Source organism: Marinobacter arenosus (assembly GCF_019264345.1).
In the GTDB taxonomy this organism is placed as follows: domain Bacteria; phylum Pseudomonadota; class Gammaproteobacteria; order Pseudomonadales; family Oleiphilaceae; genus Marinobacter; species Marinobacter arenosus.
The window spans coordinates 214,078-239,570 of record NZ_JAHVAO010000002.1; the positions used below are offsets into that span (position 1 = coordinate 214,078).

Annotated in this window: 21 protein-coding genes; 14 read left to right on the top strand and 7 right to left on the bottom strand. The window is 59.1% G+C overall.

Going from position 1 to position 25,493, the window contains the following annotated elements; genetic code table 11:
- The first annotated feature begins 107 nt into the window (after positions 1-107).
- The 4 genes from adk (at position 108) to KXD86_RS15400 (ending at position 2,770) form a co-directional block, all read left to right on the top strand.
- Positions 108-761: an adenylate kinase gene (gene adk / locus KXD86_RS15385; RefSeq protein WP_218637039.1), complete on the top strand. Its 654-nt coding sequence runs from the start codon at positions 108-110 to the stop codon at positions 759-761.
- A 35-nt stretch (positions 762-796) separates the two neighbouring features.
- On the top strand, positions 797-1,495 hold the full coding sequence (tsaB, locus tag KXD86_RS15390) for a tRNA (adenosine(37)-N6)-threonylcarbamoyltransferase complex dimerization subunit type 1 TsaB (protein ID WP_218637040.1): 699 nt from the start codon (positions 797-799) through the stop codon (positions 1,493-1,495).
- 79 nt (positions 1,496-1,574) lie between these two features.
- Complete coding sequence (locus KXD86_RS15395; protein ID WP_218637041.1) at positions 1,575-1,937, top strand: UDP pyrophosphate phosphatase; 363 nt, start codon at positions 1,575-1,577, stop codon at positions 1,935-1,937.
- Positions 1,937-2,770, top strand: coding sequence for a class I SAM-dependent methyltransferase (locus tag KXD86_RS15400; RefSeq protein WP_218637042.1), 834 nt, complete (start codon positions 1,937-1,939; stop codon positions 2,768-2,770). Before KXD86_RS15395 ends, KXD86_RS15400 begins: the two co-directional genes overlap by 1 nt.
- A gap of 6 nt (positions 2,771-2,776) precedes the next feature.
- Here KXD86_RS15400 and plsB read toward each other — a convergent pair whose 3' ends face one another.
- Complete coding sequence (plsB, locus tag KXD86_RS15405) at positions 2,777-5,245, bottom strand: glycerol-3-phosphate 1-O-acyltransferase PlsB (protein ID WP_218637043.1); 2,469 nt, start codon at positions 5,243-5,245, stop codon at positions 2,777-2,779.
- Positions 5,246-5,386: 141 nt separating this feature from the next.
- Here plsB and nudC point away from each other — a divergent pair, with 141 nt between their 5' ends.
- Both nudC and murI read left to right on the top strand, forming a co-directional pair.
- Complete coding sequence (gene nudC, locus KXD86_RS15410) at positions 5,387-6,214, top strand: NAD(+) diphosphatase (protein ID WP_218637044.1); 828 nt, start codon at positions 5,387-5,389, stop codon at positions 6,212-6,214.
- On the top strand, positions 6,211-7,071 hold the full coding sequence (gene murI, locus KXD86_RS15415) for a glutamate racemase (RefSeq protein ID WP_218637045.1): 861 nt from the start codon (positions 6,211-6,213) through the stop codon (positions 7,069-7,071). The genes nudC and murI overlap by 4 nt, the downstream gene beginning before the upstream one ends.
- Here the strand turns inward: murI and KXD86_RS15420 are convergent.
- From KXD86_RS15420 to KXD86_RS15435, 4 genes are all read right to left on the bottom strand, one after another.
- Positions 7,049-8,056, bottom strand: a complete 1,008-nt coding sequence (locus KXD86_RS15420) for a DUF2156 domain-containing protein (protein WP_218637046.1) — start codon at positions 8,054-8,056, stop codon at positions 7,049-7,051. The two genes, murI and KXD86_RS15420, sit on opposite strands and share 23 nt — an antisense overlap.
- 43 nt (positions 8,057-8,099) lie before the next feature.
- Complete coding sequence (locus KXD86_RS15425) at positions 8,100-8,753, bottom strand: class I SAM-dependent methyltransferase (protein ID WP_218637047.1); 654 nt, start codon at positions 8,751-8,753, stop codon at positions 8,100-8,102.
- A gap of 235 nt (positions 8,754-8,988) precedes the next feature.
- Positions 8,989-11,163, bottom strand: coding sequence for an EAL domain-containing response regulator (locus KXD86_RS15430; protein ID WP_218637048.1), 2,175 nt, complete (start codon positions 11,161-11,163; stop codon positions 8,989-8,991).
- 24 nt (positions 11,164-11,187) lie between these two features.
- The gene (locus KXD86_RS15435; protein ID WP_218637049.1) at positions 11,188-13,170 is read right to left on the bottom strand and encodes an HDOD domain-containing protein; all 1,983 of its coding nucleotides are present in this window, start codon (positions 13,168-13,170) and stop codon (positions 11,188-11,190) included.
- A 223-nt stretch (positions 13,171-13,393) separates the two neighbouring features.
- On the opposite strand from KXD86_RS15435, the gene KXD86_RS15440 reads away from it, so the two are divergent.
- The 5 genes from KXD86_RS15440 (at position 13,394) to KXD86_RS15460 (ending at position 20,835) form a co-directional block, all read left to right on the top strand.
- Entirely contained in the window at positions 13,394-14,692 is a 1,299-nt protein-coding gene (locus KXD86_RS15440; protein ID WP_218637050.1) for an AAA family ATPase, read from the top strand.
- Between the two features lie 239 nt (positions 14,693-14,931).
- Positions 14,932-16,470, top strand: coding sequence for a fatty acyl-CoA reductase (locus KXD86_RS15445; protein WP_218637051.1), 1,539 nt, complete (start codon positions 14,932-14,934; stop codon positions 16,468-16,470).
- A gap of 366 nt (positions 16,471-16,836) precedes the next feature.
- On the top strand, positions 16,837-18,786 hold the full coding sequence (acs, locus tag KXD86_RS15450) for an acetate--CoA ligase (protein ID WP_218637052.1): 1,950 nt from the start codon (positions 16,837-16,839) through the stop codon (positions 18,784-18,786).
- Between the two features lie 40 nt (positions 18,787-18,826).
- Positions 18,827-19,492 carry a LuxR C-terminal-related transcriptional regulator gene (locus tag KXD86_RS15455; RefSeq protein WP_218637053.1) on the top strand — a complete coding sequence of 222 codons (666 nt, stop codon included), beginning with the start codon at positions 18,827-18,829 and terminating at the stop codon, positions 19,490-19,492.
- A 257-nt stretch (positions 19,493-19,749) separates the two neighbouring features.
- Positions 19,750-20,835: a fatty acid desaturase family protein gene (locus tag KXD86_RS15460; RefSeq protein WP_218637054.1), complete on the top strand. Its 1,086-nt coding sequence runs from the start codon at positions 19,750-19,752 to the stop codon at positions 20,833-20,835.
- A gap of 57 nt (positions 20,836-20,892) precedes the next feature.
- Here the strand turns inward: KXD86_RS15460 and KXD86_RS15465 are convergent, their stop codons facing one another.
- Positions 20,893-21,876: a D-2-hydroxyacid dehydrogenase gene (locus KXD86_RS15465; protein ID WP_218637055.1), complete on the bottom strand. Its 984-nt coding sequence runs from the start codon at positions 21,874-21,876 to the stop codon at positions 20,893-20,895.
- A 227-nt stretch (positions 21,877-22,103) separates the two neighbouring features.
- Between KXD86_RS15465 and KXD86_RS15470 the strand changes: the two genes are divergently transcribed.
- The 3 genes from KXD86_RS15470 to KXD86_RS15480 all read left to right on the top strand — a co-directional run bounded on the left by KXD86_RS15470 (position 22,104) and on the right by KXD86_RS15480 (position 24,201).
- Complete coding sequence (locus KXD86_RS15470) at positions 22,104-23,330, top strand: pyridoxal phosphate-dependent aminotransferase (RefSeq protein ID WP_218637056.1); 1,227 nt, start codon at positions 22,104-22,106, stop codon at positions 23,328-23,330.
- Between the two features lie 9 nt (positions 23,331-23,339).
- Positions 23,340-23,531, top strand: coding sequence for a CPXCG motif-containing cysteine-rich protein (locus KXD86_RS15475; protein WP_218637057.1), 192 nt, complete (start codon positions 23,340-23,342; stop codon positions 23,529-23,531).
- A 97-nt stretch (positions 23,532-23,628) separates the two neighbouring features.
- Positions 23,629-24,201, top strand: coding sequence for a YceB family lipoprotein (locus tag KXD86_RS15480; protein WP_218637058.1), 573 nt, complete (start codon positions 23,629-23,631; stop codon positions 24,199-24,201).
- A gap of 74 nt (positions 24,202-24,275) precedes the next feature.
- On the opposite strand, the gene KXD86_RS15485 is transcribed toward KXD86_RS15480, so the two are convergent.
- Positions 24,276-25,430, bottom strand: coding sequence for an isocitrate/isopropylmalate dehydrogenase family protein (locus tag KXD86_RS15485; protein WP_218637059.1), 1,155 nt, complete (start codon positions 25,428-25,430; stop codon positions 24,276-24,278).
- Positions 25,431-25,493 lie beyond the last annotated feature (63 nt).

Consider the following 25,493-nt stretch of genomic DNA (forward strand, 5'->3'; position numbering starts at 1 on the left):
TCGCCGATTCCGGCGCGTATCCGTTCGATGCCGAGAGGTTGTCGCAAAGGCGCGGGCTTTTGCCACAACTTTTTAAACGATAATGACTAAAACGGGAGCACAACGTTATGCGAATCATCATGTTAGGCGCGCCGGGCGCGGGCAAGGGGACGCAGGCCCAGTTCATCACTGAACGATTCGATATTCCCCAGATCTCCACCGGTGACATGCTGCGTGCCGCGGTCAAGGCCGAGTCCGAGCTCGGAAAGCAGGTCAAGGAAGTGATGGCCACCGGCGGTCTGGTGTCTGACGACATCATCATTGCGTTGATCGAAGAGCGCATTCAGCAGCCTGACTGCAAGAACGGTTTCCTGCTGGACGGTTTCCCGCGGACCATTCCTCAGGCCGAAGCGCTGAAAGACCAGGGCATCGCCATTGATTTCGTGGTCGAGATTGCAGTCGATGACGAAGAAATTGTCAGCCGTCTCTCCGGGCGCCGTGTGCACGAGGGCAGTGGCCGTATTTATCACGTGAAATACGATCCGCCCAAGGTTGAGGGCAAAGACGACGAAACCGGTGAAGCACTGGTTCAGCGCGAAGACGATAAAGAAGAGACTGTTCGCAAGCGCCTGAAAATCTACCACGACCAGACTGCGCCGCTGGTAGGTTACTATCAGGACTGGGCTGCCGAGGCCCCGGATGCGGCACCGAAGTATGTTCGGGTGGAAGGCATTGGTAGCCTGGACAGCATTCGCGACCAGATTCTGTCCAAGCTTCAGTAAATCATCACTATCCTGATCCGAGGGTTTTCACGGCCGTGAAACTGCTGGCACTGGATACGTCATCGGAGGGCTGCTCGGCAGCCCTTCTTGTTGATGGCGAGATATCCGAACGTTTCGAGATTGCGCCGCGTGGCCACACCCGGCTGTTGATGCCCATGGTGCGCGAGTTGCTGGCGGAGAAGAGCCTGGTGCCGGCGGACCTGGATGCCTTGGCGTTCGCCTGCGGGCCGGGTTCCTTCACCGGCATCCGAATCGCTACAGGCGTGGTCCAAGGCCTTGCCTGGGGGCTGGACGTACCGGTGGTGCCGGTGTCCTCCCTGGCGACCGTGGCGCTCGGGGCAATGGAAACTCTGGATCTGAATGACGGGGACACAGTTGCCGTGGCATTCGATGCCCGTATGGGCGAAGTCTACTGGGGATGTTTCGCCCGCCGTGATGGCTTGCCGGTTTTGCAGGGCAAAGAACGGGTTTGCCCGCCGTCCCTGGTTGCCCTTGAAGGCGAATCCGGACGCTGGGTGGGCGCAGGACAGGGTTGGCGGTTCCGGGAGGAGATGCCCGCCGAGGTGGCTGGCCGCGTCGTTACTGTCGACGACACCCTGGTTCCGCGTGCGGCCTGGGTTGCCAGGTTGGCCGAAGCCGGATATCGGCAGGGGCAGGCGGTGCCCGCTGAAATGGCGCAACCGGTGTACATCCGGGATGAGGTGGCCTGGAAAAAACTGCCCGGCCGTGACTAGCTCAAGATACTTTTAATCCCGATTGGATTCTTCCATACTTCCTTCAGTCACTTTGTCACTGAGCCTGCGGAATCAGACCATGATCGGTGGTATCAATTCAGGAAGCAATTACGCGTACCAGACCGGCAATAACAGCCTGGCCAGGGAACGAAGTGATACTGCCCGCCTGCCGGCGTCCTCGCCTGAGAAGTCCGCCGAATCCGCTCGCCGTGAACTGTCTGATGGAAAGTCGCTGGTTGCGATCGAGCGTGGGCCTGATACGAATCTGGAGCGTCGGATTGAAGCCCGGCGTGCCGCCGAGGATGCGCGCCTGGAACGCTTTCGTGCGGACGACCTGCCGCTGCCTACGGCTCGAGCCCTGTCGACATTCGCTACGATTGCTGCCGCCGGGCAGGAGTCTGGCGGCGATGCGTCGCTTGCCGGCATCGATATCCTGGTTTAATGACCGATCCCTCCTCCTTGCCGAGCTCTGACCCTGAACTGGCCCGCACGTTAGCGGTCGGACGCAGCCCGCTGGGCGATGCCGGGCAGGCAGCCGCCCTGAGCGAGTCACTGGCCATCGAAAACCTTGGAATCGTTCGCCCGAAGGATATCCGGGACTATGCCATGGTGTTGTTTCTCGACGAGAACGGGCTGGGTTTGCAGACCACCGGTAAAGGCGCTCCCGGCCCGGTGCGTGCGGAGTTTGTCACCGGGAAAATGGGATATCGTCGGGAGCATGGTGGCGGAGCAGGGCAGTTGGTGGCCAAGGCCGTGGGTCTGCAGAAAACCCGGGCTACCTTGCGCGTTCTTGATGCCACTGCCGGCCTCGGACAGGACGCGTTTGTGCTCGCCAGCCTCGGGTGCGAGGTTGCCCTGTTCGAACGTAATCCGGTTATCCACGCCCTGTTGGCGGACGGCCTGGCGCGGGCGTCACTTAATGTGGACTGCGCGCCCATCGTCGCCCGCATGACGCTGAAAGAGGGCAGCAGCCTGACGTGGCTGGAGTCCGCAGCCCCGGAATCGGCCGACGTGATTTACCTGGACCCCATGTTTCCTCACCGGGACAAATCCGCGCTGGTCAAAAAGGAAATGCAGGTCTTCCGGTCGGTGGTTGGCGATGATCCCGATGCGGAAGCACTGCTGGCGGCGGCGCTTGGGTGCGCGACCTATCGGGTGGTCGTCAAGCGCCCCCGCAAGGCGCCGTCCATTGCCGGTCCGGAACCGGCAACGCGGATAGAGGGCAAGAGCAGTCGCTACGACGTCTATTCCCTCAAGGCGCTGCCTGCCCGGTAACGGTCGCTAGGCACCCAGCATTGTGACCTGCTGGATGGCCTGTCGCTTCTCAACGCTGAGTACCAGTCGAGCGTCCTCAGCGACGTCGTCGAGCCCCTCGCCGTAGCAGATCAGGCCGTTTTCGTCCGTCGTAATGACGCCATTTTTCTGCAGGTTGGCGATGAAGTTCCGGAACAGGCTCTTGTCGAAGAACTCCGGCGCATTCAGGCCGAACAGGATCGACATGCGTTCGGCCAGCATGGTGCTCTGTTCCTCAAGCTCTGCCGCGCTGAGTTTGCCCGAGCCGTACTTGCGCAGGATGCCGAGGGCGATGTGGTAGCGTTCAAGGGTCTGGATGATGAAGTGCGACAGTACCCTCAATCGCAGCATGGCCTCCGTACCCTCTTCGGGGCGGCCAATGCGATCTTCCTCCAGGTTTTTCAGTAGGCCCTGGTCGACCAGCACATCGATCCAGCGATTGATGACGGCTTCGACCTCATCCGCCGGGTACTTGAGAAAGAGTTCAGACTGAAGGTAGGGATAGGCCATACTGGTCAGGAACACCACCTTGTCCCGGCGCAACGAATCCTTGTTTTCGAACAGGCTGGCGATCAGTGACGGCAACGCGAACAGGTGCTGTATGTTGTTGCGGTAATAGGTCATGAGGATGGCATTGCTGCCTTCCAGGGCAATGATGTCGCCCAACTTCTGTGGCTGCCGCGTCACCAGTCCCATGTTTTCGCAATAGGCAACCCAGTCCTTGCCCGTACCCTCGGGCAGCGTCACCGTATCGGCGTAAGGGTAGGCTTTCAGCAGCCCCGCGTACTGGTCCATCAGTCGAATCAGCTGGCCTTCGTCCATGGCCATGCGATCGGTTCCCAGAAGGACCGTGGCGGTCATGCCGATAGGGTTGACGGCCACCGAGGCGTTGATGTTGGAGGCCACTCGCAATGCCAGCTGGTCAACCGCCTGGTTGAGCCAGGGTGGGCGGTATTCCGAGTCGTAGGCTTCCTGGCGCCAGCTGTCATGAACGTCGTCGAGTACGTCGGCCAGTGGAATGGCTTCGCCGAAGTTCACCGCCACGCGGCCGAAGGAGTTGCTGAGCTTGCGGACGGTTTTGGCCAGTGCAAACACGTTCTCTTTCTGCTTTTTCTTGCCCCGAAGCTCGCCCAGGTAGGAGCGGCCTTCCATCACCTTCTCGTAGCCAATGTATACGGGGACAAAGACAATCGGCTTGCGATGATCCCGCAGGAAGCTGCGAACGGTCATCGACAACATGCCGGGCCGCGGTTGCAGCATGCGGCCGGTGCGACTGCGACCACCCTCGACGAAGTACTCCACGGAGTAGCCCCGGGAAAACATCACATGCATGTATTCGTTGAACACGGTGGCGTAGAGCGGATTATCCTTGAAGCTCCGGCGCATGAAAAAGGCGCCGCCGCGACGCAGGATGGGGCCTACCACCGGCATGTTCAGGTTGATGCCGGCGGCAATGTGCGGTGGCATCAGGCCGTTTTTGTACAGCACGTAGGACAGCAGGAGGTAATCGATGTGTGAGCGGTGGCAGGGCACGTAGACCACGGCGTTTTCCTGGGCCACTTCCTTGACCACACGAATGTTGTTGATGGCGATACCGTTGTAGATGCGGTTCCAGAGCCAGGCCAGCACCACCTCCAGAAACCGGATGGTCACGATGGACATGCTGGCGGCAATCTCGTCGGCGTATTTCCACGCCTTGGCGCGGACCTTCTCCGGTGGAATGTCGTCCTTAGCCGCCGTTTCCCGAATGGCTTCCTTGACCGCCTGGGTCCGTACCAGTCCGCCCACCAGCGTGCGCCGGTGGGACAGGTCAGGGCCGAGAACGGCCTGGCGAACGCGGCGGAAGTGGGTGCGCAGAATCCGCGCAAGTTTGCGCCTGGCCCGTTCCTCGGAGTGGCGGTACTCGTCGATGACCTGTTTCAGGGACAGTGGCTGGTTGAACTGCACATAGGTGTTGCGGCCGTGAACCATGATGATCAGCAGCTTCTGCAGCCGGCCAGCCACGCTCCAGGTATCGGATAGCAACAGCTTCACCAGCGATTTCTCTTTGTCCGGCGAGCGCCCCCAGAACAGGGAGACGGGGACGATCTGAACATCCTCGTCCGGATTCTCCAGACCGTAGTGAATCAGCGCCTCGAACTCGGTGGTCAGTACCGGCGTCTGACGGCGGCGGAACAGACCGCCAATGCGACGATACAGAAAGAAGAACGAGTGGGACGGTCCGTTTTTTACCGGCAACGAATCCGTGGCACCGGGCAGGCGGGCGCGAATGACTTCCTGCTCCAGTACCAACCGGCTGGACAGGCTGCTGTACTGGAGTACGTAACAGACCGGTTTATCGGGAGTCAGACCCAGGGCTTCACGGCTGTTGCCGCTGACGTCCGTCCTGACCCAAAGGAACAGTATCCTTCGCAAAATGGTCAGGATCAGGCTGCGAATGCCCTGGTAAAGTCGCATAAAGTGTTGCTCCGGTGAATCAGACAGGGGCCAAGTTTACTTGGTTGCGTTCGGTGCGGAAAGTCACTGATCTTACTTGACCCTTCCTCCAGTGTGGTACATTTCAGCTTGGCCCATTCATCACGCAGGTGTGGACAGTTAATGGCAATCTCGAACACAGGCTGGACGCCGGGTTGGACCACGAACCCTCCGCAGGCGGGGGACCAATTGTTGGCGATTTCCGGTTCGACCATCCTCAAGCCGTCCGAGGGTTGGTTCCTCTCGTGGAAGTCTGTCGGGCACCAGGGTGCCGGTTGCGAGGCCGTTGCGCTGGGAACGTGGGACGGTAAACCGGTCTACGTCACTGAGCTTGCAGACCCTGATTTACCGGGGCTGGAGCCGGTTGCCCTGAGGGATGCCCTGCTGCTGATGGACGAGGCTCCGGCAGACCTGCTGAGTACCGGATTTCAGGTCTGGCAATGGTGGCGTGACCACAGGTATTGCGGGCGCTGCGGCCTGGAAACAGCGTTCCATCCGGCCGAGCGGGCAAAATGGTGCGAGCCGTGTGGCATTCCCTGGTACCCGAGATTGGCGCCTTGTGTGATCGTCGTGATTCGGCGGGAGGATCGCCTGCTGCTGGCCAGGTCGTCAAGGGCCCGTCACCACTTCTATAGCCTGATTGCAGGCTTTGTCGAGCCGGGCGAAAGCCTCGAAGAAGCGGTCGCCCGCGAGGTCAAAGAGGAAACCGGCCTGGACGTTGCCAATGTCCGGTATCAATCCTCCCAGCCATGGCCATTTCCGCACCAGCTGATGGTTGGTTTCTTTGCCGACTACGCCGGTGGGGAGCTTGTTCTTCAGGAAGACGAGCTGGCCGATGCGGACTGGTTCCTGCCCGGAGATACGCCCCCGGTACCGCCGCAAACGACCATTGCCGGTCGCCTGATCCGGGCCATGGAGCATGATATTGCACGGGGAGGGGGGGATCTGTGAAGACGGACGCTTGCCCCCGGGTTCTGGTGTTCGATTCCGGTGTTGGTGGCCTGAGTGTGGCCGCCAGTGTCATCCGGCATTTGCCGGGAACGGAGCTGGTATACCTGGCCGACAATGCCGGCTTCCCGTACGGCGATCAGCCGGAATCGGTGGTCGTCGAACGTTGCTGCCGGTTGATCAGCGACTCACTGGCCCAGTTTCCCTGCGACGTCATCATTGTGGCCTGCAATACTGCCAGCACCGTGGTGCTGCCTCACCTGCGGGCCATGACGGCGATTCCGGTGGTGGGTGTGGTCCCGGCCATCAAGCCGGCGGCCGCCGTGACCCGAAATGGGCGCATCGGTTTGCTGGCAACTCCGGCCACCGTTCGGCGACCCTATCTGGATAACCTGGTCGATGAGTTTGCTGGGCATTGCCAGGTGGAGCGTATCGGCCACCCGGATCTGGTGCGTTGGGTGGAAGAGTCGGTGAGCGGCACCGATGTGCCTCGTAAGGACCTCGCTGATGCGGTCGCCGGTTTTCACCGGGCCGGTGTCGATACCGTGGTTCTGGGGTGCACACACTATCCGTTGTTGCTGGAGGCCCTCCGGGATGTCCTGCCGGACGTGGAGTTCTGGGTTGACTCAGGCGACGCCATCGCCCGGCGGGTGGCCTTTTTGTTGGACGAGCAGGGAAAGTCCGGTGAGGCGAGTCGCGACAACCGCGCCAGTGAGCAACCGGTAAGGGCTGCGCTCTTTTCCGGCCCGGCGCCCGAAGGGGTGGCCGCATTCATGGCCGCCCTGGGCCTGAGCCCGATGGCTGTCTGCGCCAACTGGCCCGCTCAGGCCTGTCCGGCTACAACAGCCGCGTCAGTTTGAACATGGCCAGAAATTCCAGGGCGGGAATCGACCGTTTGTGGCAGCAGTAAGTCTTGAAACCATCCCCCCTGAAGCGCGATTTGGTGAACTCGAGTCCTTTGAAGTTGTAAAGGAAATTCCCTTTCTCGTAGACCAGGTGCAGGAGCCGTTTCAGTGCGCGGCTTTCCTGGTGCTCGGTCGTGGCATCGAGCGACAGCGGAATCAGGCCAAGATCCAGGTAGGGCACGCCCTCGGCTTTGAACACGTCCATGGCATGAGCCATCAGGGTGTAGAAAATGCCCTGGCGGAAATCGGCGTTGGCACGGGAAATGTTCGGCACGTAACTGATGATCTCGTTGTTGCGATAGATCGGGTCGAAATAGATGAAGCCCACGGCCTTGTCGCCCTGATAGGCGTAGAAATGCCGTTCGTTTTCCCGGTACTCCATTTCCATGGGTCGAATCAGGAAGCGGATCTCGTTACTCTTGCATTTCCGGGTCCGGATCCAGGCTTCTGAAATTTCCCGGGTGTGGTCATCACTGAAGCGCTCTTTCACCGTTATGTTGTTCTTTTCGGCCTGGTTCAGCGCCGTCCGCAGGATCTGTTTTTTCTTGCCGGCCAGAGACCATTTGCGCAGATCGATCCGTGACTCACTGCCAAACTGCGTTCCGTACAGGCCAAACCGCAGGTGCAGGAAATCGACCACCGGCTTCGATACCTGAACGTAGCAGGCATTCGGGAAGCGATTATGAAAGTGTTCAAGAATGACGGCGAAGTTCTCAGGGGCGCAGACCGGGTCCGACAGCACAAACGTTCCCCCCCACTTGCGCATGTAGGCAAGGTAGCCGACGCCGGGCACATCAAAGTATTGCATGCCCGGTTGCAGGGTCGAGAAGGACTGGGAGTGAATCCCGTATTTTTTCAGGTAACCAACCCTCTCCGCAAAGGTAAACGAGTTGTCCGCCAGTTCACGGAGTCCGTTCAGTGCAAGAATCTGATCCGACATGTCTCTGCTCCCCGAGTTATTGTTGGTTGGATGGCTGCGGCACTCAGGCCTGCTTGCGGCCGAGGATGGACCAGTAGCAGTCCATGTTCAGGAGCTTGAAATGCTTCTTTTCGGTGACCTGCAGGCCCAGGCGCTGCATGTGCTCGGGGTAGTTGTAGATTTTATGGAAGGCGTTGTTGGCAAAGAGCCAGAACGTAAAGACCGCCATGTACCAGTACAGCTTCTTGAACAGACGGGCGACCACATTGCCTGTGGGGTAGCAGAAGTCTCCCACCACGACACGTGCATCGGCTTTGCCCAGGCGAATCAGGTGTTCCAGTACCCGGACCATCATGTCTTCGTCGAACACGTTCAGGAAGAAGTTGGCCACGACCATGTCGTACTGTTCGAACTCCTCCACCTTCATGATGTCGCTGTGGATGCGTCGGATGGTAAGGTGAGGTGCTTCCTTCTGCTGGGCTTCTCCAAACTTGCGCAGCATCGTTTCGGAGAGATCGACAACGGTAACGTCAGCGCCCAGTTCCGCGGCCCGGATGGCATCTCTGCCATGACCCACACCGGCAAACAGGATACGGTCGCCGGGTTGCACGGTTTCCACATCAAGCATGGCGGTTTTGCAGCGGTGTATGTTCTTGCCGCTGTAGAGGTTGCTCAGAAAATCGTAAACCGGACCGATGTATTTGTACTTGTCGCGCATGATGACTGCTGCCTGTTCTTGTTCCTCTGGATGTTGTCACCGTTTTTGTCGTTGTTGCCCGACAGCCTGTCGGGATTCCGGTGATCAACGCCTGATGAATCCGAGCTTAGAGAACAGGGGGAGGGATTTATGTGCAGCAATACGCATTTCGAGATACAAAAAATAACGCATTGCAATACTTTGCAAACCGTTTCAAGGTTTCAGTTAGGAGTGTCTGACAATCGATAATTGGGCGTCAGAGAGCGGCGGCTTTAGCGGTCGGTTGCCCCAGGGTTCTGGAGATGTGCGCGGCCGGCCGGGCAGGGCCATAAAAGAAGCCCTGAACCTGATGGCAGCCGAGCCTGCGAAGGTATTCTAGCTGTTCATCCGTTTCAACACCTTCCGCGACAATTTCCAGCTTGAGACCGTGGGCCATGGCAACGATGGCATTCACAATGCAGGCGCCGTCGTCGCCGCTGCGGATGGCTTTGACAAAGGACTGGTCGACTTTCAGGGTATGGATGGGAAGCCGGTGCAGGTAATTCAGGGAGGAATAGCCTGTGCCGAAATCGTCGATAGCGATGCGCACACCCATGGCAGCCAGTTCCCGCAGTTTCTGACTGATCTGCTCAAGATCGTTCATGATCACATTCTCGGTGATCTCGATTTCCAGGTTTTCGGCGGGGAACCGGTGGGCCCGTACCCGTTGCATGAGTGTCTCGACAAACTTCGGATGCTCGACCTGAACTGGCGACAGGTTGACCGCCAGGCGCAGGTCCGGATGCCCGGACCGAATCCACAGTCCAACGTCCTCGCAGGCTTGGTCAAGGACCCGCTCGCTGAGTTGCCCGATCAGCCGGGTTTCTTCCGCCAAGGGCAGAAAGTCCCTGGGGTAGAGTAACCCCCGTTCCGGATGCTGCCAGCGAACGAGGGCCTCGAGCCCGACAATTCGATTGGTGGTGGAACACACCTGGGGCTGATAGAACACCCGCAATTCGTCCCGTTCGAGCGCCAGACGGAGATCCCGTTCCAGGTTGAGTCGGTTGGCCGAATCGATGCTCATGCTTTCGGAGTAGAAGCGGTAGCCGTCCTTGCCCCGGGCTTTGACGTGATACATCGCGATGTCGGCATTCTGGATCAGCTGGTCCATGCTGTCGCCGGCTTCCGGATAGATGGAAATGCCAATGCTGACCCCGACAAACACTTCATGGTCGCCAAGCTGAAAAGGCGCCCGCAGCGCATTGATCAACTTCTTTGCGATTTGCCTCGCATCCTCGTGATTGTGGATGGAGGGGAGCAGGAGGGTGAATTCATCACCACCAAAGCGGGACAGGGTGTCACCCTTCCGAAGGCATTTTTCCAGTCGGTGTGTCACCGCCTGCAGCAGCCGGTCACCCATGGCGTGTCCGAGGGTGTCATTTACCACCTTGAAACGGTCGAGGTCCAGGAACATCACGGCCAGTTTCTGGTCGCTTCGGCGGGCATGGGTAATGGCGAGTTCGAGGCGATCCTTGAACAGGGCCCGGTTGGGGAGCCGTGTCAGGAGATCGTGGTAAGCCTGGAAGTTGATAAAGGCCTCGGCCTCCTTACGTTCTGTGACATCACGGGCAGTCCCGTAATAACGAGCGGTCTGGCCGTTACCACCGCCCTGGGTGGCCTGGGAGTGTGGCCATGTCTGCGGGTCGATCGGAAACGCCGTGATCTCGAAGTGCCGGGTCGCCCGACGGCTGCCACGGGTCTTCAGGCGAACTTCCAGGGTCCGGGGGTTGTCGGCCGTGATATTGGGGCCGTTCAGGGCGTACATGCCGCGGGTGACATCGCGATCATCCAGGATATGACGGAAATGGTGCCCGCAGAGCTCGGAGGGCTGGTAGCCAAGCAGGCTTTCGACTTTGCTGTTCACGAAACAGAAATGGCCGTCGTCGTCGAGCATGAACACAATGTCTGGAGAGCTGTTGACGATGTATCGGTGCAGTGCCTCGGACTTCTCCAGGCGCAGCTGAATGTGTTCGTGGGCCTTGAGCAGGGACTGTTTGTTGGTCACGCTGGCGACCGTTGCCAGCAGCTCTTCCGGATCGAACGGTTTTCGAATGTAGTCCAGCGCACCCCGGCGCAAGGCCCGGCTCACAGCGCTGAAGGAGCTTTCGCCGCTGACCACGATGGCGCCGCAGTCCGGTTGCACCTCGGTCAGGTGGGCCATGACATCGAAGCCGTCCACCTCGGGCATCCTGAGGTCGAGCAGGGCCAGGTCAAAGGTCTGGGTATCCACCAGCTCGCAGGCCCGTTTTCCGCCGTGGGCCTCGGTGACGTGGTAACCGCTGTCACGCAGCAGCGTGGCGAGTGTATCCAGCAAACGGGGTTCGTCATCCACCACCAGAATGCGTGCCATTAACTCGTTACTGAAAGGCTGATCAGTGAGTTCAGGTGCCATCGCTCTATGTCCGTCGTTTCTGCGTCAGTCGGTCTCGTTCTTTTTATGGCTGGCCGCGGGGAGCAATATCCTGAAGGTTGTGCCCTCCTGCCCCGTGCGACAAGCAATGATGCCCTCCATGTCATCAATTAGCTGCTTCACAATACTCAGGCCCAATCCGCTGTGGCCTTCTCCTTTCGTGCTTTTCACCGGTGTGAACAGGGCACTACGGATGTCATCGGGAATTCCTGTTCCCGTATCCGTAATCTCCAGCTCCACCCAGGTCCGGTTGTTCTGCCAGACCGGAGCTGATGTCCTTATCTCAACCTTGCCGCCTTCCTCGGGCAGGCTTTCTGCTGCATTACGCACAAGGTTGATGACAATCTGGCGAACAGGTGCCGCACCCACTGTCAGTAGGGTCGGCTGCCTGCACAGTAACACGTTGAGGTGGCGTTTTCCGTTCGCGAAAAGGCTGTCCTCGAGAATGCGGGACAGGTTTTTTAGTTCGGTATTGAGTTCAACGCCTTCGGCATGATCGCTTGTAGGGGTGGTATGGCTCATCTGCAACAGAAGGTTGCCTGCCCGATCAAGTTCATCGCGGATGACATCCAGTTCCTGCTGAACCTCTGCGTCCTCGAGGCGATTCCTGAGCTGGTAAATGTATTGGCGGATGATGGTCAGAGGATTACTGACTTCATGAATCTGCCTGCGGACCATTTCGCGTGCGACTTCCTGCTCGATGGCGTCCTGCTGGTTGTCCGCGTCTGAGGTCTGGGGCCGGTCGCCGAGGACTACCGACAGTTGTCGGGTAAACAGGGCCGCCAGCTCCGTCGTGGTTGTGGGATCCTTCTCATCGGTGCCCAGGGCGAACACGCCGGGACTGTCGTTGGCGGTGATCACCGGCACCGCAAGCATTGACGGGGTGCGGAGCAGATTCAGGAGTTGGCGATCGAGGACCGTGGGCGAACGGTCGGCCAGACAGACCGGCTTGCCGGAGCTGAACGCATCGGTCAGCACGCTGCCCCCGGGCTTGGCCGAAACGGCGAGCTCGGGAACTGTGCCGGTGGTGCCGGACAGGAGTACGAGGTTGTCTTCGCTGTGGGCGAAGCACAGTGCCGGCAGCCCCGTCACCAGCGTCAGACTGTTTACGGTTTCGGAGAGAATGTCATCGATCGGGCCGTTGAGATTGGCGAGGCCGAGCGCCTGGTTTGCCATTGCCTGTCGCAGGATGGTTTGTTTCAGCTTCCGGGTGGCGACTTCACCGTGGTATTCATCGTCCAGCGGAATACCGAGGGATGCGGCCATGCCAGATACTTCGTGGGAAATCCGGCGATTTATCTCCCTGGTCAGTTCTTCGCTCAGACCAAAGACGGTGGCCGCCGCCGCAATACCGGCTGCATCGGACAGCGCCAGTCGTGTGGCCAGGCTGATCAGCTTGACCAGGTGACCGGCATCGCGGAGTTCGTTTGGCAGTGCCTGCTGGTAGCGCATCGCGTCAGCAGCCATGGGCCCAAGCCCCCAGGCCGTGACCAGCTCAGCGGCTATGTCCGACTGGTGGTTGAAAAAGTACTGCTTCGCGTCAGTCGCCGTCGTCTTGATCGCAATCAGTTCGCCGATGTTGTGAAGCATGCCCAGCATGAAGGCTTCATCGGGCTCCCGGTAACGGGTCAGCGTGGCAAGCGCGCGAGCGGTCAGGGCCGTGGTCAGTGAATGTCGCCAGAAATCCCTGAGGTGTTGCCACTCGTCGCCCCCCAGTTCAAACAGCAACTGGCGCAGGGCCGCAGTCAAGACCAGGGTATGGAAACGACGGGTGCCGAGCCTCAAGAGGGCCTGATCCACGGAGGTAATGCGTGTTGCCGGACGGTAGAGTGCGGAATTGGCGAGGGCGAGGATTCGGGCGACGAGGGCTGTGTCTACCGACACGATCTCGCTGATGGTCCGGTAGCTCTCGTCCTGATGACAGGCCTCAAGTGCCCGTAGGGTAACCTCCGGGAGACTTGGTAACTGTAGATCAGGAGCTAAATCCATAGAGCTTACCTGTCGCGCCTAATTCGGTGTCATGTCGTTGTAGGGTCGGGCATGACCGAGTGTTTGTTGTTGTTGTTACAGTCGAGCTTAGACAATAATCCGTCGTTATTAAATACTTATTGGTGTATTTTTAAGCAGTATATTATCTGTCTTGTGATATGTGTAGAATTTTTACAGGTTAGTGTAACTGAATCCTTACAATCAGGGACCTGGAACTCCGGTCATGACCGTCAAAGCGTCTGACAATCACAAGTTGAACCAGCCTCGAACGATCGCCATTACCGGCGGTAAAGGGGGGGTGGGCAAAACGTCGGTCGCCCTTAACCTGGCGCTTACGTTGTCGCGCCAGGATAACCGGGTTCTGTTGCTGGACGGAGACACCGATCTTGCCAATGTCAGCATCATGGTTGGTCTCTATCCCGAGAAAACCCTGGCCAATGTGATTGCCGGTCACTGCCGGTTGCAGGACACCCTGCTCAAGACCGACTACGGCCTGCATATTGTGCCTGGCGCTTCTGGCGTTCAGGAGTGCATGGACATGAGTCCCTCTGACAGCCTGCGAATTCTGCGCGCACTCTCCCAACTGGAAAGCCAGTACGACTACGTCATCATCGACACCGCTGCCGGGCTGCAGGCGCCGAGCCTTCATATGATCGCGGCGGCGGAACTGGCCTGTATCGTCGTGACTCCGGACCCGGCGTCGCTGACCGATGCATTCTCACTCATCAAGGTCATCCGTCGTCGGGGCTACAAGCGGGTTCCCAGTGTTCTGGTCAACATGGCCCAGGGGGCCAGTCAGGCCCGGTCCGTGTTCCAGCGCCTGGATTCGGCCGCCCGACGTCATCTCGACCTGACCCTCCATTACATGGGCGGTATCTGGAGAGACGAAACCCTGCGTCAGTCGGTGCTCAACCAGAAGCCGGTGGCGCTACTGCCGGTTGGCGACCCGTCCTGCCGTCAGTTTCACACCCTGGCGGACATGCTCAATGTTCGCCTCTCCCAGCTGCCATCGAGAAAGGCGGGAATCGCGGCGTACTGGCACCGGGTCTCGCGCCAACAACCAGAAACCAAACCGACGCCGGCGCCTGCGGCCGGGCCGGCGAATCCGCGTGAGCGATGCCTGAATGCGGTTCAGGATCTGGAGATCACGCTGGCGCAAACCCCGGACAATGGCATGCTGCGTTATGAGGCATTTACCCGGCTTTTTGCACTTCTGGGGAGCACGCCAGACGGTGACACCATTGAGATTATTCAAACCGGGCTTGGCTCACTCGAGTGGGAAAAACTGAGCGGCGAGGAGAGGCGTCATCTGGCCACGCATCTCAGGCATCTGGCTGACCAGATTGCCCCGGAGCTTGGCCCGGAAACATCGCCGGTCTCGACGGCCGGGCCTTCAGAGCCTGTCTACGATCGCGTCAGCTTTGGCGAGCAGGACCGCCTGGTGAGGGCGTTAAGGGAGCAGCCCGCAGAAATCTCGCTGGACCAATTGCTCCGCTCCCTGGCCGGCAACGACCGTAAGTGACCCCGAATTTCCCCTGATAACCTGACCTCTTTTCCGTCATTTCATTAGCACTTTTTGTGGCGTAACTTTGCTGTGTGTCACCGCTCTGTCACGAATAGTGTGCAAATATTAATCATGACGGTCGGTGATGGCCCGTATAATGCACTGGCTTTTCTGTGAATGATTCACAAGCCCGTTTTTCCCCGCCGGCAAGGTGTTCGACCGGCTATAGAATTGAATGTTGAGAAGGAGTTCCACCCATGGCAGCACAGCAGTTGAAATCCGGAGAGTCGTCGTCGAAAGTTCTCGAACAGCTCCGAGGCAAGCACGTCCTGATTACCGGCACGACCGGGTTTCTGGGCAAAGTTGTTCTTGAAAAACTGATCCGGGCCGTTCCGGACATTGGCGGCATTCACCTGTTGATCCGGGGTAATAAACGACACCCGGACGCCCGTGGCCGCTTTCTCGATGAAATCGCGACGTCTTCGGTCTTCGAGCGTTTGCGTCATGATGACAATGAAGCCTTCGAAACCTTCGTGGAGGAACGGGTTCACTGTGTCACCGGCGAAGTGACCGAGCCCATGTTTGGCCTGTCCCCCAGTCAGTTCCGCCAGTTAGCCAACGGTATCGACGCCATTATCAACTCCGCTGCCAGCGTGAATTTCCGCGAGGAACTGGACAAGGCCCTGGCCATCAACACCCGCTGCCTCGACAACGTGGCCGAGCTGGCTCGCCAGAACAGCAATCTCTCGGTCCTTCAGGTATCCACCTGTTACGTCAACGGGATGAACGCCGGGCAGGTTACCGAATCGGTCATCAAACCCGCCGGAGAGCCTCTTCCCAGGAATCCTGAGGGCTACTACGAGATTGACGAGCTGGTGCGCCTGCTCGAAGACAAGATTGCCGATGTCCGCTCCCGTTACTCCGGCAAGATGCTGGAGAAAAAACTGGTGGATCTGGGCATCCGGGAAGCCAACCGCTACGGCTGGAGCGACACCTACACCTTTACCAAGTGGCTCGGCGAACAGTTGCTGATGAAGGCCCTGTCAGGCCGCTCCCTGACGATTGTACGCCCCTCGATTATTGAGAGTGCGCTGGAAGAGCCGGCGCCGGGCTGGATTGAAGGCGTGAAGGTCGCGGATGCCATCATCCTCGCCTACGCCCGTGAGAAAGTGACGCTGTTTCCGGGCAAACGCTCCGGCGTCATTGATGTCATTCCGGTGGATCTGGTGGCCAATGCCATCATCCTGTCCCTGGCCGAGGCACTTTCCGAGCCGGCAGGGCAGCGCATTTACCAGTGTTGCAGTGGCAGTTCCAATCCGATCTCCCTTGGCGAATTCATCGATCATCTGATGGTGGAGGCCAAAACCAGTTACGCCGAATACGATCAGCTGTTTTACCGTCAGCCCTCCAAACCCTTTGTTGCGGTCAACCGGAAACTGTTCGATGCGGTGGTCGGTGGTGTCCGTGTTCCGCTCAGCATTACCGGCCGGGTCCTGAAAATGCTGGGGCACAGTCGTGAACTGAAGGCCCTCAAGAACCTGGATACGACCCGATCGTTGGCCACCATCTTTGGTTTCTACACGGCACCAAACTACATCTTCCGGAACGACGAGCTGTTGTCCCTGTCTTCCCGTATGGGCGATGTCGACCGTGTCCTGTTTCCGGTGGATGCCCGCCAGATCGACTGGAGCGTGTACCTGCGCAAGATTCACCTGGCTGGCCTGAACCGCTACGCCCTCAAGGAACGCAAGCTCTACAGCCTGCGCTCGGTGAAGGCTCGCAAGAAAGCGGCGTAAGCCGCCATAATCGCCAGACCTGCAAGGCCCGGTCCAGTCGGATCGGGCCCCTTTTATGGTTCCTGCCCCGACGTTGCCCGACCTGAGGCGCCGTTCCCCGTTTTCCGAACGGCCAGTTGCGAACAGGCCCTTTACGGCTATCCTTAAAAAAGCTTCTCGTTAGACGCAATTAGTGATTGATTGTTGGCAGATTGCCGAATGTTTTCGGCTAAAAGTTCAGCCACATTAGGACGTTAGTCTAATTCATTGTTCAGTCGCTCACATGTTGAACTACGGCTATCCGTCTTATAAGGCCGGCACAGGCCTCTTCGTTCTGTATTCCAATAACCGACAATGACAACAGACTCTGACTAAAGGGGGAGCACAATGACCGATAAACAGGTTTATCCGGTAAGCCCGGACGTGGCCAAACGGGCCTTGCTGAATCGGGAACAATACGAAGACATGTATCGTCAGTCCGTCGAGGACCCGGATGCGTTCTGGGGGGAGCACGGCAAGCGCCTGGAATGGATCAAGCCCTACAGCAAGGTAAAAAACACCACCTACGACTACGACAACCTCTCCATCAAGTGGTTTGAAGACGGTGAGTTGAATGCGTCTGCCAACTGCCTTGATCGGCACCTGGCCGACAAGGGCGATCAGACCGCCATTATTTTCGAAGGCGACGATCCGGCCGATTCCCGCCATGTGACCTATCGGGAGCTGCACGAGGAAACCAGCAAGTTCGCCAACGTGCTGAAGGGGTTGGGTGTCAAGAAAGGCGATGTGGTTACCATCTACATGCCGATGATCGTGGAGACCGCCGTCGCCATGCTGGCCTGCGCCCGCATTGGTGCCATTCACTCGGTGGTATTTGGCGGTTTCTCTCCAGAGGCTCTGGGTGCGCGGATCGTCAATGGTAAGTCCCGGTTTGTGATCACCGCCGATGAAGGCGTTCGTGGCGGCCGCAAGATCCCGCTCAAGAAAAACGTGGATGCGGCGCTGAAAAACGAAGACGCTGCCGGCGTTTCGAAAGTGGTTGTGGTCACCCGGACCGGTAACAAGGATGTGCCCTGGAACGATGCCCGGGACGAGCGCTACGAAGATCTGATGAAGTCAGCCTCCGCGGATTGCCCGCCGGAACCGATGAACGCCGAAGATCCCCTGTTCATGCTGTACACGTCAGGCTCGACCGGCGCCCCGAAAGGCGTGCTGCACACCACCGGGGGGTACATGGTGTACGCCTCCATGACCCACGAGTACGTGTTCGATTACCACGATGGCGATGTGTACTGGTGCACGGCTGACTTCGGCTGGGTGACCGGGCACAGCTACATCCTTTACGGACCGCTGTGCAACGGCGCGATTACTGTGTTGTTCGAGGGCGTGCCCAACTACCCGGACAGCTCCCGCATGGGGCAGGTGGTCGACAAGCATAAGGTCAATATTCTCTACACCGCCCCGACCGCGATCCGCGCCCTGATGGCGGAAGGTGCCTCTTGCATGGATGGCACTACCCGAGACAGCCTGAGGCTGCTCGGTTCGGTGGGCGAGCCCATCAACCCGGAGGCCTGGGAGTGGTATCACCGGGTCATCGGTAACAGCAAGTGTCCAATCGTGGACACCTGGTGGCAGACCGAAACCGGCGGCATCCTGATTTCCCCGTTGCCGGGTGCGATTGATCTCAAGCCGGGCTCCGCCACGGTGCCGTTCTTCGGTGTCAAACCGGCGCTGGTTGATAACGATGGCAACATCCTGGAAGGCAAAACCGAGGGTAACCTCGTTATCCTGGACAGCTGGCCCGGTCAGATGCGCACCATCTATGGCGATCACGAGCGCTTCAAACAGACCTACTTCAGTACCTACAAGGGGCGTTACTTCACGGGTGACGGCGCCCGCCGTGATGAAGACGGGTACTACTGGATTACCGGTCGTGTCGATGACGTTCTGAACGTCTCCGGTCACCGCCTTGGCACCGCCGAGGTCGAGAGCGCGCTGGTTGCCCACGACAAGGTTGCCGAAGCGGCGGTTGTCGGTTATCCCCACGACATCAAGGGCCAGGGCATTTATGTTTACGTGACCCTGGTGCAGGGTGAAGAGCCGTCTGACGACCTGAAGAAAGAGCTGGTACAGTGGGTGCGCAAGGAGATCGGACCGATTGCCTCGCCGGATGTGATCCAGTGGGCACCGGGACTGCCAAAAACGCGTTCGGGCAAGATTATGCGCCGGATTTTGCGTAAGATTGCGGCCAACGAACACGATCAGCTGGGCGATACGTCCACGCTTGCAGATCCGGGTGTGGTTGATGAGCTGATCAGCAGTCGTGAATTCAAGTAAGATCTCAGTACCCAACGTCAACCTGTGAGGAAACTGTTGAATGGCACAAACAATTATCGTCGCCGATGATCACCCGCTGTTTCGTGCAGCATTGAAGCAGGCGGTCAGTCAGGCGGTGCCCGATGCCGAGACGGTCGAAGTCGACAGCATCAAGGCGCTGCAGGCGGCGGTAGAGTCGCACCCGGACGCGGATCTGGTCCTTCTGGACCTGAACATGCCGGGTGCCCACGGCTTCTCCGGGCTCGTGTTCATGCGCGGGCAGTATCCGGGGCTTCCCGTGGTGGTTGTGTCTGGCTCGGAAGAATTGCAGGTCATGCGTCGTTCAATCGACTACGGGGCGTCCGGCTTCATCCCGAAGTCTGCGCCGCTGCCCACCATCACCGAGGCGATCCAGGCGGTCCTGGAAGGGGATGTCTGGTTGCCCGATGGTGTGGCCGACAAGATTGAGCGAATGCATTCGGACGCCACCGATTTCTCGGAAAAGCTGGCCTCATTGACGCCGCAGCAGTTCCGGGTGCTGGGTATGTTGGCCGAAGGTCTCCTGAACAAGCAGATCGCCTACGATCTGGACGTGTCGGAGGCCACCATCAAGGCGCATATCACGGCCGTGTTCCGAAAGCTTGGCGTTAGAAATCGCACCCAGGCGGTCATTGCGATTCAGCAGATGGAGATTGATCCGTCGGATCAGTCCCTGTCAGGAAGCTGATCGCCAGACCTGCAGGGTCAATGAAAAACGGGAGCCTTCGGGCTCCCGTTTTTTTTGCGCTCCCGATCTCTCCGTCGTGCACTTGTGTCAGTTATTATTCGGTACATGTGTACGCTTAGGTTTGTTCTGTCATCGAAAAATCATAGAAATGCCATTGTCTTTAGGTTTTTAATTGGGTAAATTCGGCTAACACATGTACTCTCAAAAGTAGATTGCGACATGGGCGAGCTTATTTCCCAGGAAAGCGAAGGTGACAAATGAACGCAGCCGTGAAACCCGACACCGTGGGTGACGCCGTGTTTGGAAGGCCCGATGAGCGGGAGCTCAGGGACAGGATGAAGAAGGAATTGCCACCGGATACCTTCAAGCCGCAGACCTGGCGGGTGATCTGGTTCCTGCCGTTACAGATCCTCATCTGGGGCGGCCTTGCCACCATTCTGCTGGCGGGTCTGCCCTGGTATGGAAACCTGGCGCTGGGGCTGTTGGTAGGCCATAGCATTGGTTGTCAGGCGCTGCTGGCGCACGAGGTGTTGCACGGTGCGCTGGGCATGAGCCGGCGCTGGCAGAATGTCTTTGGCTGGCTCGGGTTTGGTCCGTTTGTGGTGCCGCCGGAGTTCTGGCGCAAGTGGCACAACGTGGTTCACCACGGCAATACCAATGCCGGCGATGCCGACCCGGACAGTTTTGGCGCAATGCGCCGGTACCGGACAGACCCGAAGCAGAAGAAGTTCACCCGCCTGGCGCCGGGATCGGGCACCTGGTACAGCTACCTGTTCCTGACCTACTCATTCACCTTCCACGCCCAGTTGGTGTTGTGGTTTCAGGCCAGAAAGCGAAAACAGTTTCGGGGGTTCGATCGCCGCAAGGCCATCCGGCAATCCTTGTTCTGTGTGGCGGCCTGGCTGGTGCTCGGGGTAGTGTCCGGCCCACTGGCGGTCTTTACCGTTCTGGTACCGTTCATGGTGGCGAATGCGCTGGGACAGGGCTACATCCTGACCAATCATTTCCTTCGGCCCCAGACGGCGACCAACAATCCGCTGGATAATTCCATGAGCCTGCGCAGCCACCCGATACTGGATCGGCTGCACTTCCGGTTCAGTCACCACGTGGAGCATCACTTCTTCCCGAAGATGTCGTCCAACAAGGCGCCCCGGGTACGGGCATGGCTGGAGCAGCACCATGGTGAGCGTTACATGGCAATGCCGCATTCCACGGCCCTGAAGTTGCTATATAGCACGCCGCGGGTTTATCGCTCCCCCACGGAGCTGGTCGACCCGAACAATCCCGAGCGGGTGTTCGATCTGCTGCCGTTGCAGCAACAGTACGCGGCGAGCAACCGGTAGATCGGCAGCTTAGAAAAAAGAGGCGGGCTCCTGGCCCGCCTTTTTTTCGGCCCGGTGTTACTTGCTGCCGGCGTAGCCGAGTTCCTTGTCCACGAAGTTGAACAGGTCGTCGCCCTTGTGCCAGCGATCAAAGTTCTCGAGAAACTGGTCGGTGAGGGCGCGTTTCCACCCAATGAAGTCACCCGCCATGTGGGCGGTCATGGTGACATTTTCCATATCCCAGAGCGGGTGGTTTTCCGGCAGGGGCTCTTCCTCGAAGACATCAAGGCCGGCGCCGGCAATGTCGCCATTCCGGAGCGCGGCGACGAGATCGTCGGTTTTCACAATCGGGCCGCGGCCGATGTTGATCAGGCGTGCCGTTGTCTTCATGGCCTTGAACGCCTTCTCATCAAACAGGCCTTCGGTTTGCGGTGTCAGCGGTGCAGCAATGACGACAAAGTCGGCGTGCCCCAACTGCTCGAACAGCTCGTCGTTGCCGTGGACTTTCACGAAGTCCGGGTCATCATGACGGGGCGTACGCGCAACGCCATGGGGTTTCAGGCCGGCGGCGGCAACCAGCCGGCCGATCTGGCGACCGATGGAGCCAGCGCCGACCACCAGCACCTGCTTGCCTTCGGCCCTTTCGGTGTCCCGGTGTTTCCACTGATGTTTCAACTGGAGCCGGATCGACCCCGGGAAATCCTTGGCGAACATCAGGATGGTGCACAGCACATACTCGGCAATCGTGCGGTCAAAAATGCCGCGTGCGTTGGTTACCACCACATCGCTCTTGATCAGTGCGGGGAACATCAGGGCATCGACGCCGGCGCTGGTGGCGTGAATCCATTGCAATTTGTCCGCCGATGGCCAGGCGGCTTCCAGAGCTTCGGTCCGAAAGTCGGTCACCATCATGATGTCGGTGCCGGGCAGGGTGTCCCTCAGTGTCTGTTCGTCACACGCGAACCGTACTTCCGCGCGTGTCCTGAGAGCATCCATTCCCGGCGGCTCTGCCTCCCCCGGAGCAGTGAGAATGGTTACAACGGGCTTGCTTGGCTGTGTCATTGAACCTCCGCCTGTAGATCTGACTGACGATCGTCTGTGTGGGCCTCACGACAGTCTGGTATGCCGGTGCAATGCGGTCAACTTGCCGTTCCCTGTGAGGTTTCGGGACGGTGGTATTGGTGGGGGTTTTTCGTACTGAATCTTTCTCGGTTTTTGCCTTGTGTGGCCCGGTGTTACTGGCTAACCTGCAGGGGTAGGTTTTTTTGCCCCGTTTGCAGGAGGTGTTTATGGCAGAAGCCGCCAATCACGAAACCGGCCAGTCCAGACCGCGTAAAGTGAAGTACCGGAAAAACAAGGCCAGTTGGAACCCTGCCATGCAGGCGATTCCGGTGCCGGGCATTCGTCGCATGGTGAATATGGCGGCCACCATGAAAGATGTCATTCATCTTTCCATCGGTCAGCCGGACCTGCCGACGCCCAAGCACGTTATTGATGCCTATATCGACGCACTGAATGCCGGGCAAACCGGGTACACCATGGATGCCGGGCTTCCCGAGTTGCTGGTAGCGCTCAGGGATTATTACGGCAAGCGCTACAACCGGAAGCTGACGCGGGACAACATCCTGATCACCAGTGGCGCAACCGAGGCCATGTACCTGGCCATTTCGGCAACGTCGGCGCCCGGGCGTCAGTTCATCGTGACTGACCCATCGTTCCTGCTCTACGCCCCGCTGATCCGGATGAATGGCGGCGAGGTCAAGTTCGTGCCAACCCGGGCAGAAAACGACCACCAGCTTGATCCAGACGAAGTCATCCGGGCTATGGGCCCACGCACCTTTGCGCTGATTCTCAACAACCCCAATAACCCGACCGGGGCGGTCTACCCACGCAGTACCGTGGAAACCATTCTGGAGGAGTGCGCCTATCGAGGCATCCAGGTTTACGCGGACGAGGTCTATGATCACCTGATTTTCGATGACGATGATTTTGCCAGTGTCCTCAACTGCTCGATGGATCTGGACAACATCATGTGCATCAGCAGTTTCTCGAAGACCTACAGCATGGCTGGCCTGAGGGTTGGCTGGGTGATTTCGAGCCAGGCGGCAATCAAGTCCCTGCGGCGCTACCACATGTTCACCACGTCCGTGGCGAACACGCCGTCCCAGTTCGCTGGCGTGGCCGCACTTACCGGTGATCAGCAGTGTGTCCAGGACATGGTGAATATCTACCGCGAGCGTCGCGACAAAACGGTGGAATTGATCGAGCAGACGCCGCACATGACTGGCTACAAGCCCGGCGGTGCCTTCTTCGCCTTTCCGGCTCTGCCGCCTCATGTGGACGGTTCGGACCTGGCATTGCGAATGCTCAAGGAAACCGGGGTTTGTGTGGTGCCGGGCGACGCCTTCGGTGAGGAATCCACCAACGCCGTTCGAATCAGTTTCTCGACTACCTGCGAGAAACTCGAGCAAGCGTTCGACCGCATCATTCCCTGGATGGCGAAGCAGCAGTTCTGAGGTGAGGTCATGTCAGCTCTGGAATCGGTCCTCATACAATGCCCCTACTGCTGGGAGACGCTGGATGTCAGCGTCGACCCGTCGGTGCCGGAGCAGGAGTACGTTGAGGACTGCCAGGTCTGCTGTCGACCCATTCTGATCCACGTGACCTTTGACGACGACCTCACCCCGCACGTGGATGCCCGGGCCGAGAACGAATAGGCGGCCCGGCGCTATCCTGACCAATCCTTAATCTGCCCATCTTGCCCCGGATGCGACCCTGCCGCAGGATATAAGCCGACTTCACGGAGATAAGCCAATGCTTAGATTACCCAAGACCGGCCTGTGGGCGCTGGTTTTCATGATCGTTGGAGTAACCAGTGGCTGCGCCAGTTTCTCGCCGTACTCCATTTCCGAGGGTGAGTTGGAACGCCACCTTCAGGATGTGGTGAGTGATTTTGATCGCCAGCAATTGCAGAGTGGTTCACCGCTCAGCCTGAGCCTTAATGACGCGAATATTACCCTGGGGCCCGACGGCCGGGATGTTGCCGTCATCGACGTCAAAGGCCAGATAGCGGTCAATGCCCTGCTGGCCAGGTTGCCGGTCGATATCGCCCTGAAAGTGGAGGGGTCGCCGATCTACGACAGCACGGAAAAGGCCATCTTCATCCGGCGGCTGCGGTTACTTGACAGCAGTATTGAGTCTCCCTATTTCAAGGGCGACCTGAAGCCCGTCACGGATACCGTGATGCGGGCGGTGGCCCAAATGCTGGAAACCATGCCGGTGTACCGTCTGGATGAAACCGATTTTGCCCAGCGCATGTTCGGCGCGATGCCGGTGGATGTGCGCGTGGCGCCGGGCCGACTCGAATTCGTCATGGCGGACGAGTAAGTCCTCAATCACCGCAGGTTCCCGGAGGCAGTGGCGCGCACTGTTACCAGGCGCGCGCCACTGGGTGGGCTGCGTCAGGCAGTCAATCGCTTGCAGATGGCCGTTCCAATCTCGTGAGTGCCGCGCTGGGTTCCGGCATTTTCGGCCAGATCCGCCGCAACTGCATCGAACAACTCCTTGCCGGCGGCCGCGAGCGTCGGGTCTTTACGTCCCAGCCAGTCCAGCATGCGTGCGGTTGTAAAGAGCATGGCAGTCGGATCGGCGAGGCCCTGGCCGGCAATGTCCGGTGCGCTGCCGTGGGTCGGTTCGAACATCGATGGCATGTGCGGGTCGGTCGGGTTCAGGTTGCAGGACGGGGCAACCCCCATGCCTCCGGACAGCACCGCGGCCAGATCGGTCAGGATGTCGCCCTGCAGGTTGCTGGCCACCACGACATCGAAGGCCCAGGGGCTTTGCACGAACTTCATGCAGGCCGCGTCCACCAGTTCGTGGTGGGTGGCCACGTCCGAATACTCCTGACTGATTTCCTCAAACGCTTCGGTGTACATATCACCCCAATAGCGAAGCGCATTGCGTTTGGTCACCAGGCAAACCTGGCTCTCACAGGTCCGGCCGTTCAGGGTACGGAAGCTTCGTGTCCGGCCCTCTTTTACCCGCTCAGCGGCGCGCAGGCGAGCCTGTTCAAAGCCGTAGCGGATGATTCGGTCGGTTGCCTTGCGGGTGAACACTTCCATTTGGGTGGCGACTTCGTCGGCGGTGCCTTTTCGCAGGCGTCCGCCCTGACTCACGTACTCTCCCTCGGAATTTTCGCGAATCACCAGCATGTCGATGTCCTTGGCCCGCTCATCGGCAAGGTACTGGCGTGCGCCCGGCAGCAGGCGGGCAGGGCGTTCGCACACCCACTGGTCAAAACCTTTGCGCATATCCAGCAGGGGCGCGAGGGAGATGCTGTCGGGTAGCAGGTACCGGTCCGGGTCGTCGATCGGCCCCGGGTCTCCCAGGGCACCCAGAAGAATCGCATCGTAAGCCTGTAACTGCGTCAGGGCGTCTTCCGGCATGGAGACACCGTGTTCCTCATGCCAGGCGTGGGACGGCCAGGGAAATCGGGTCCACTCCACGGCCAGGCCGTGCTTGGCGCGAAGGGTTTCCAGGCAGCGTACGGCTTCGCCAACCACTTCCGGTCCAATGCCGTCGCCGGGGGTGACTGCGATGCGGGTAGTTTGGGCCATTCGGGAGACTCCTTTATTGAATTGGCTCGTAGGTGCACCAGTCCCCAAGTTTAGCCGTCTCCC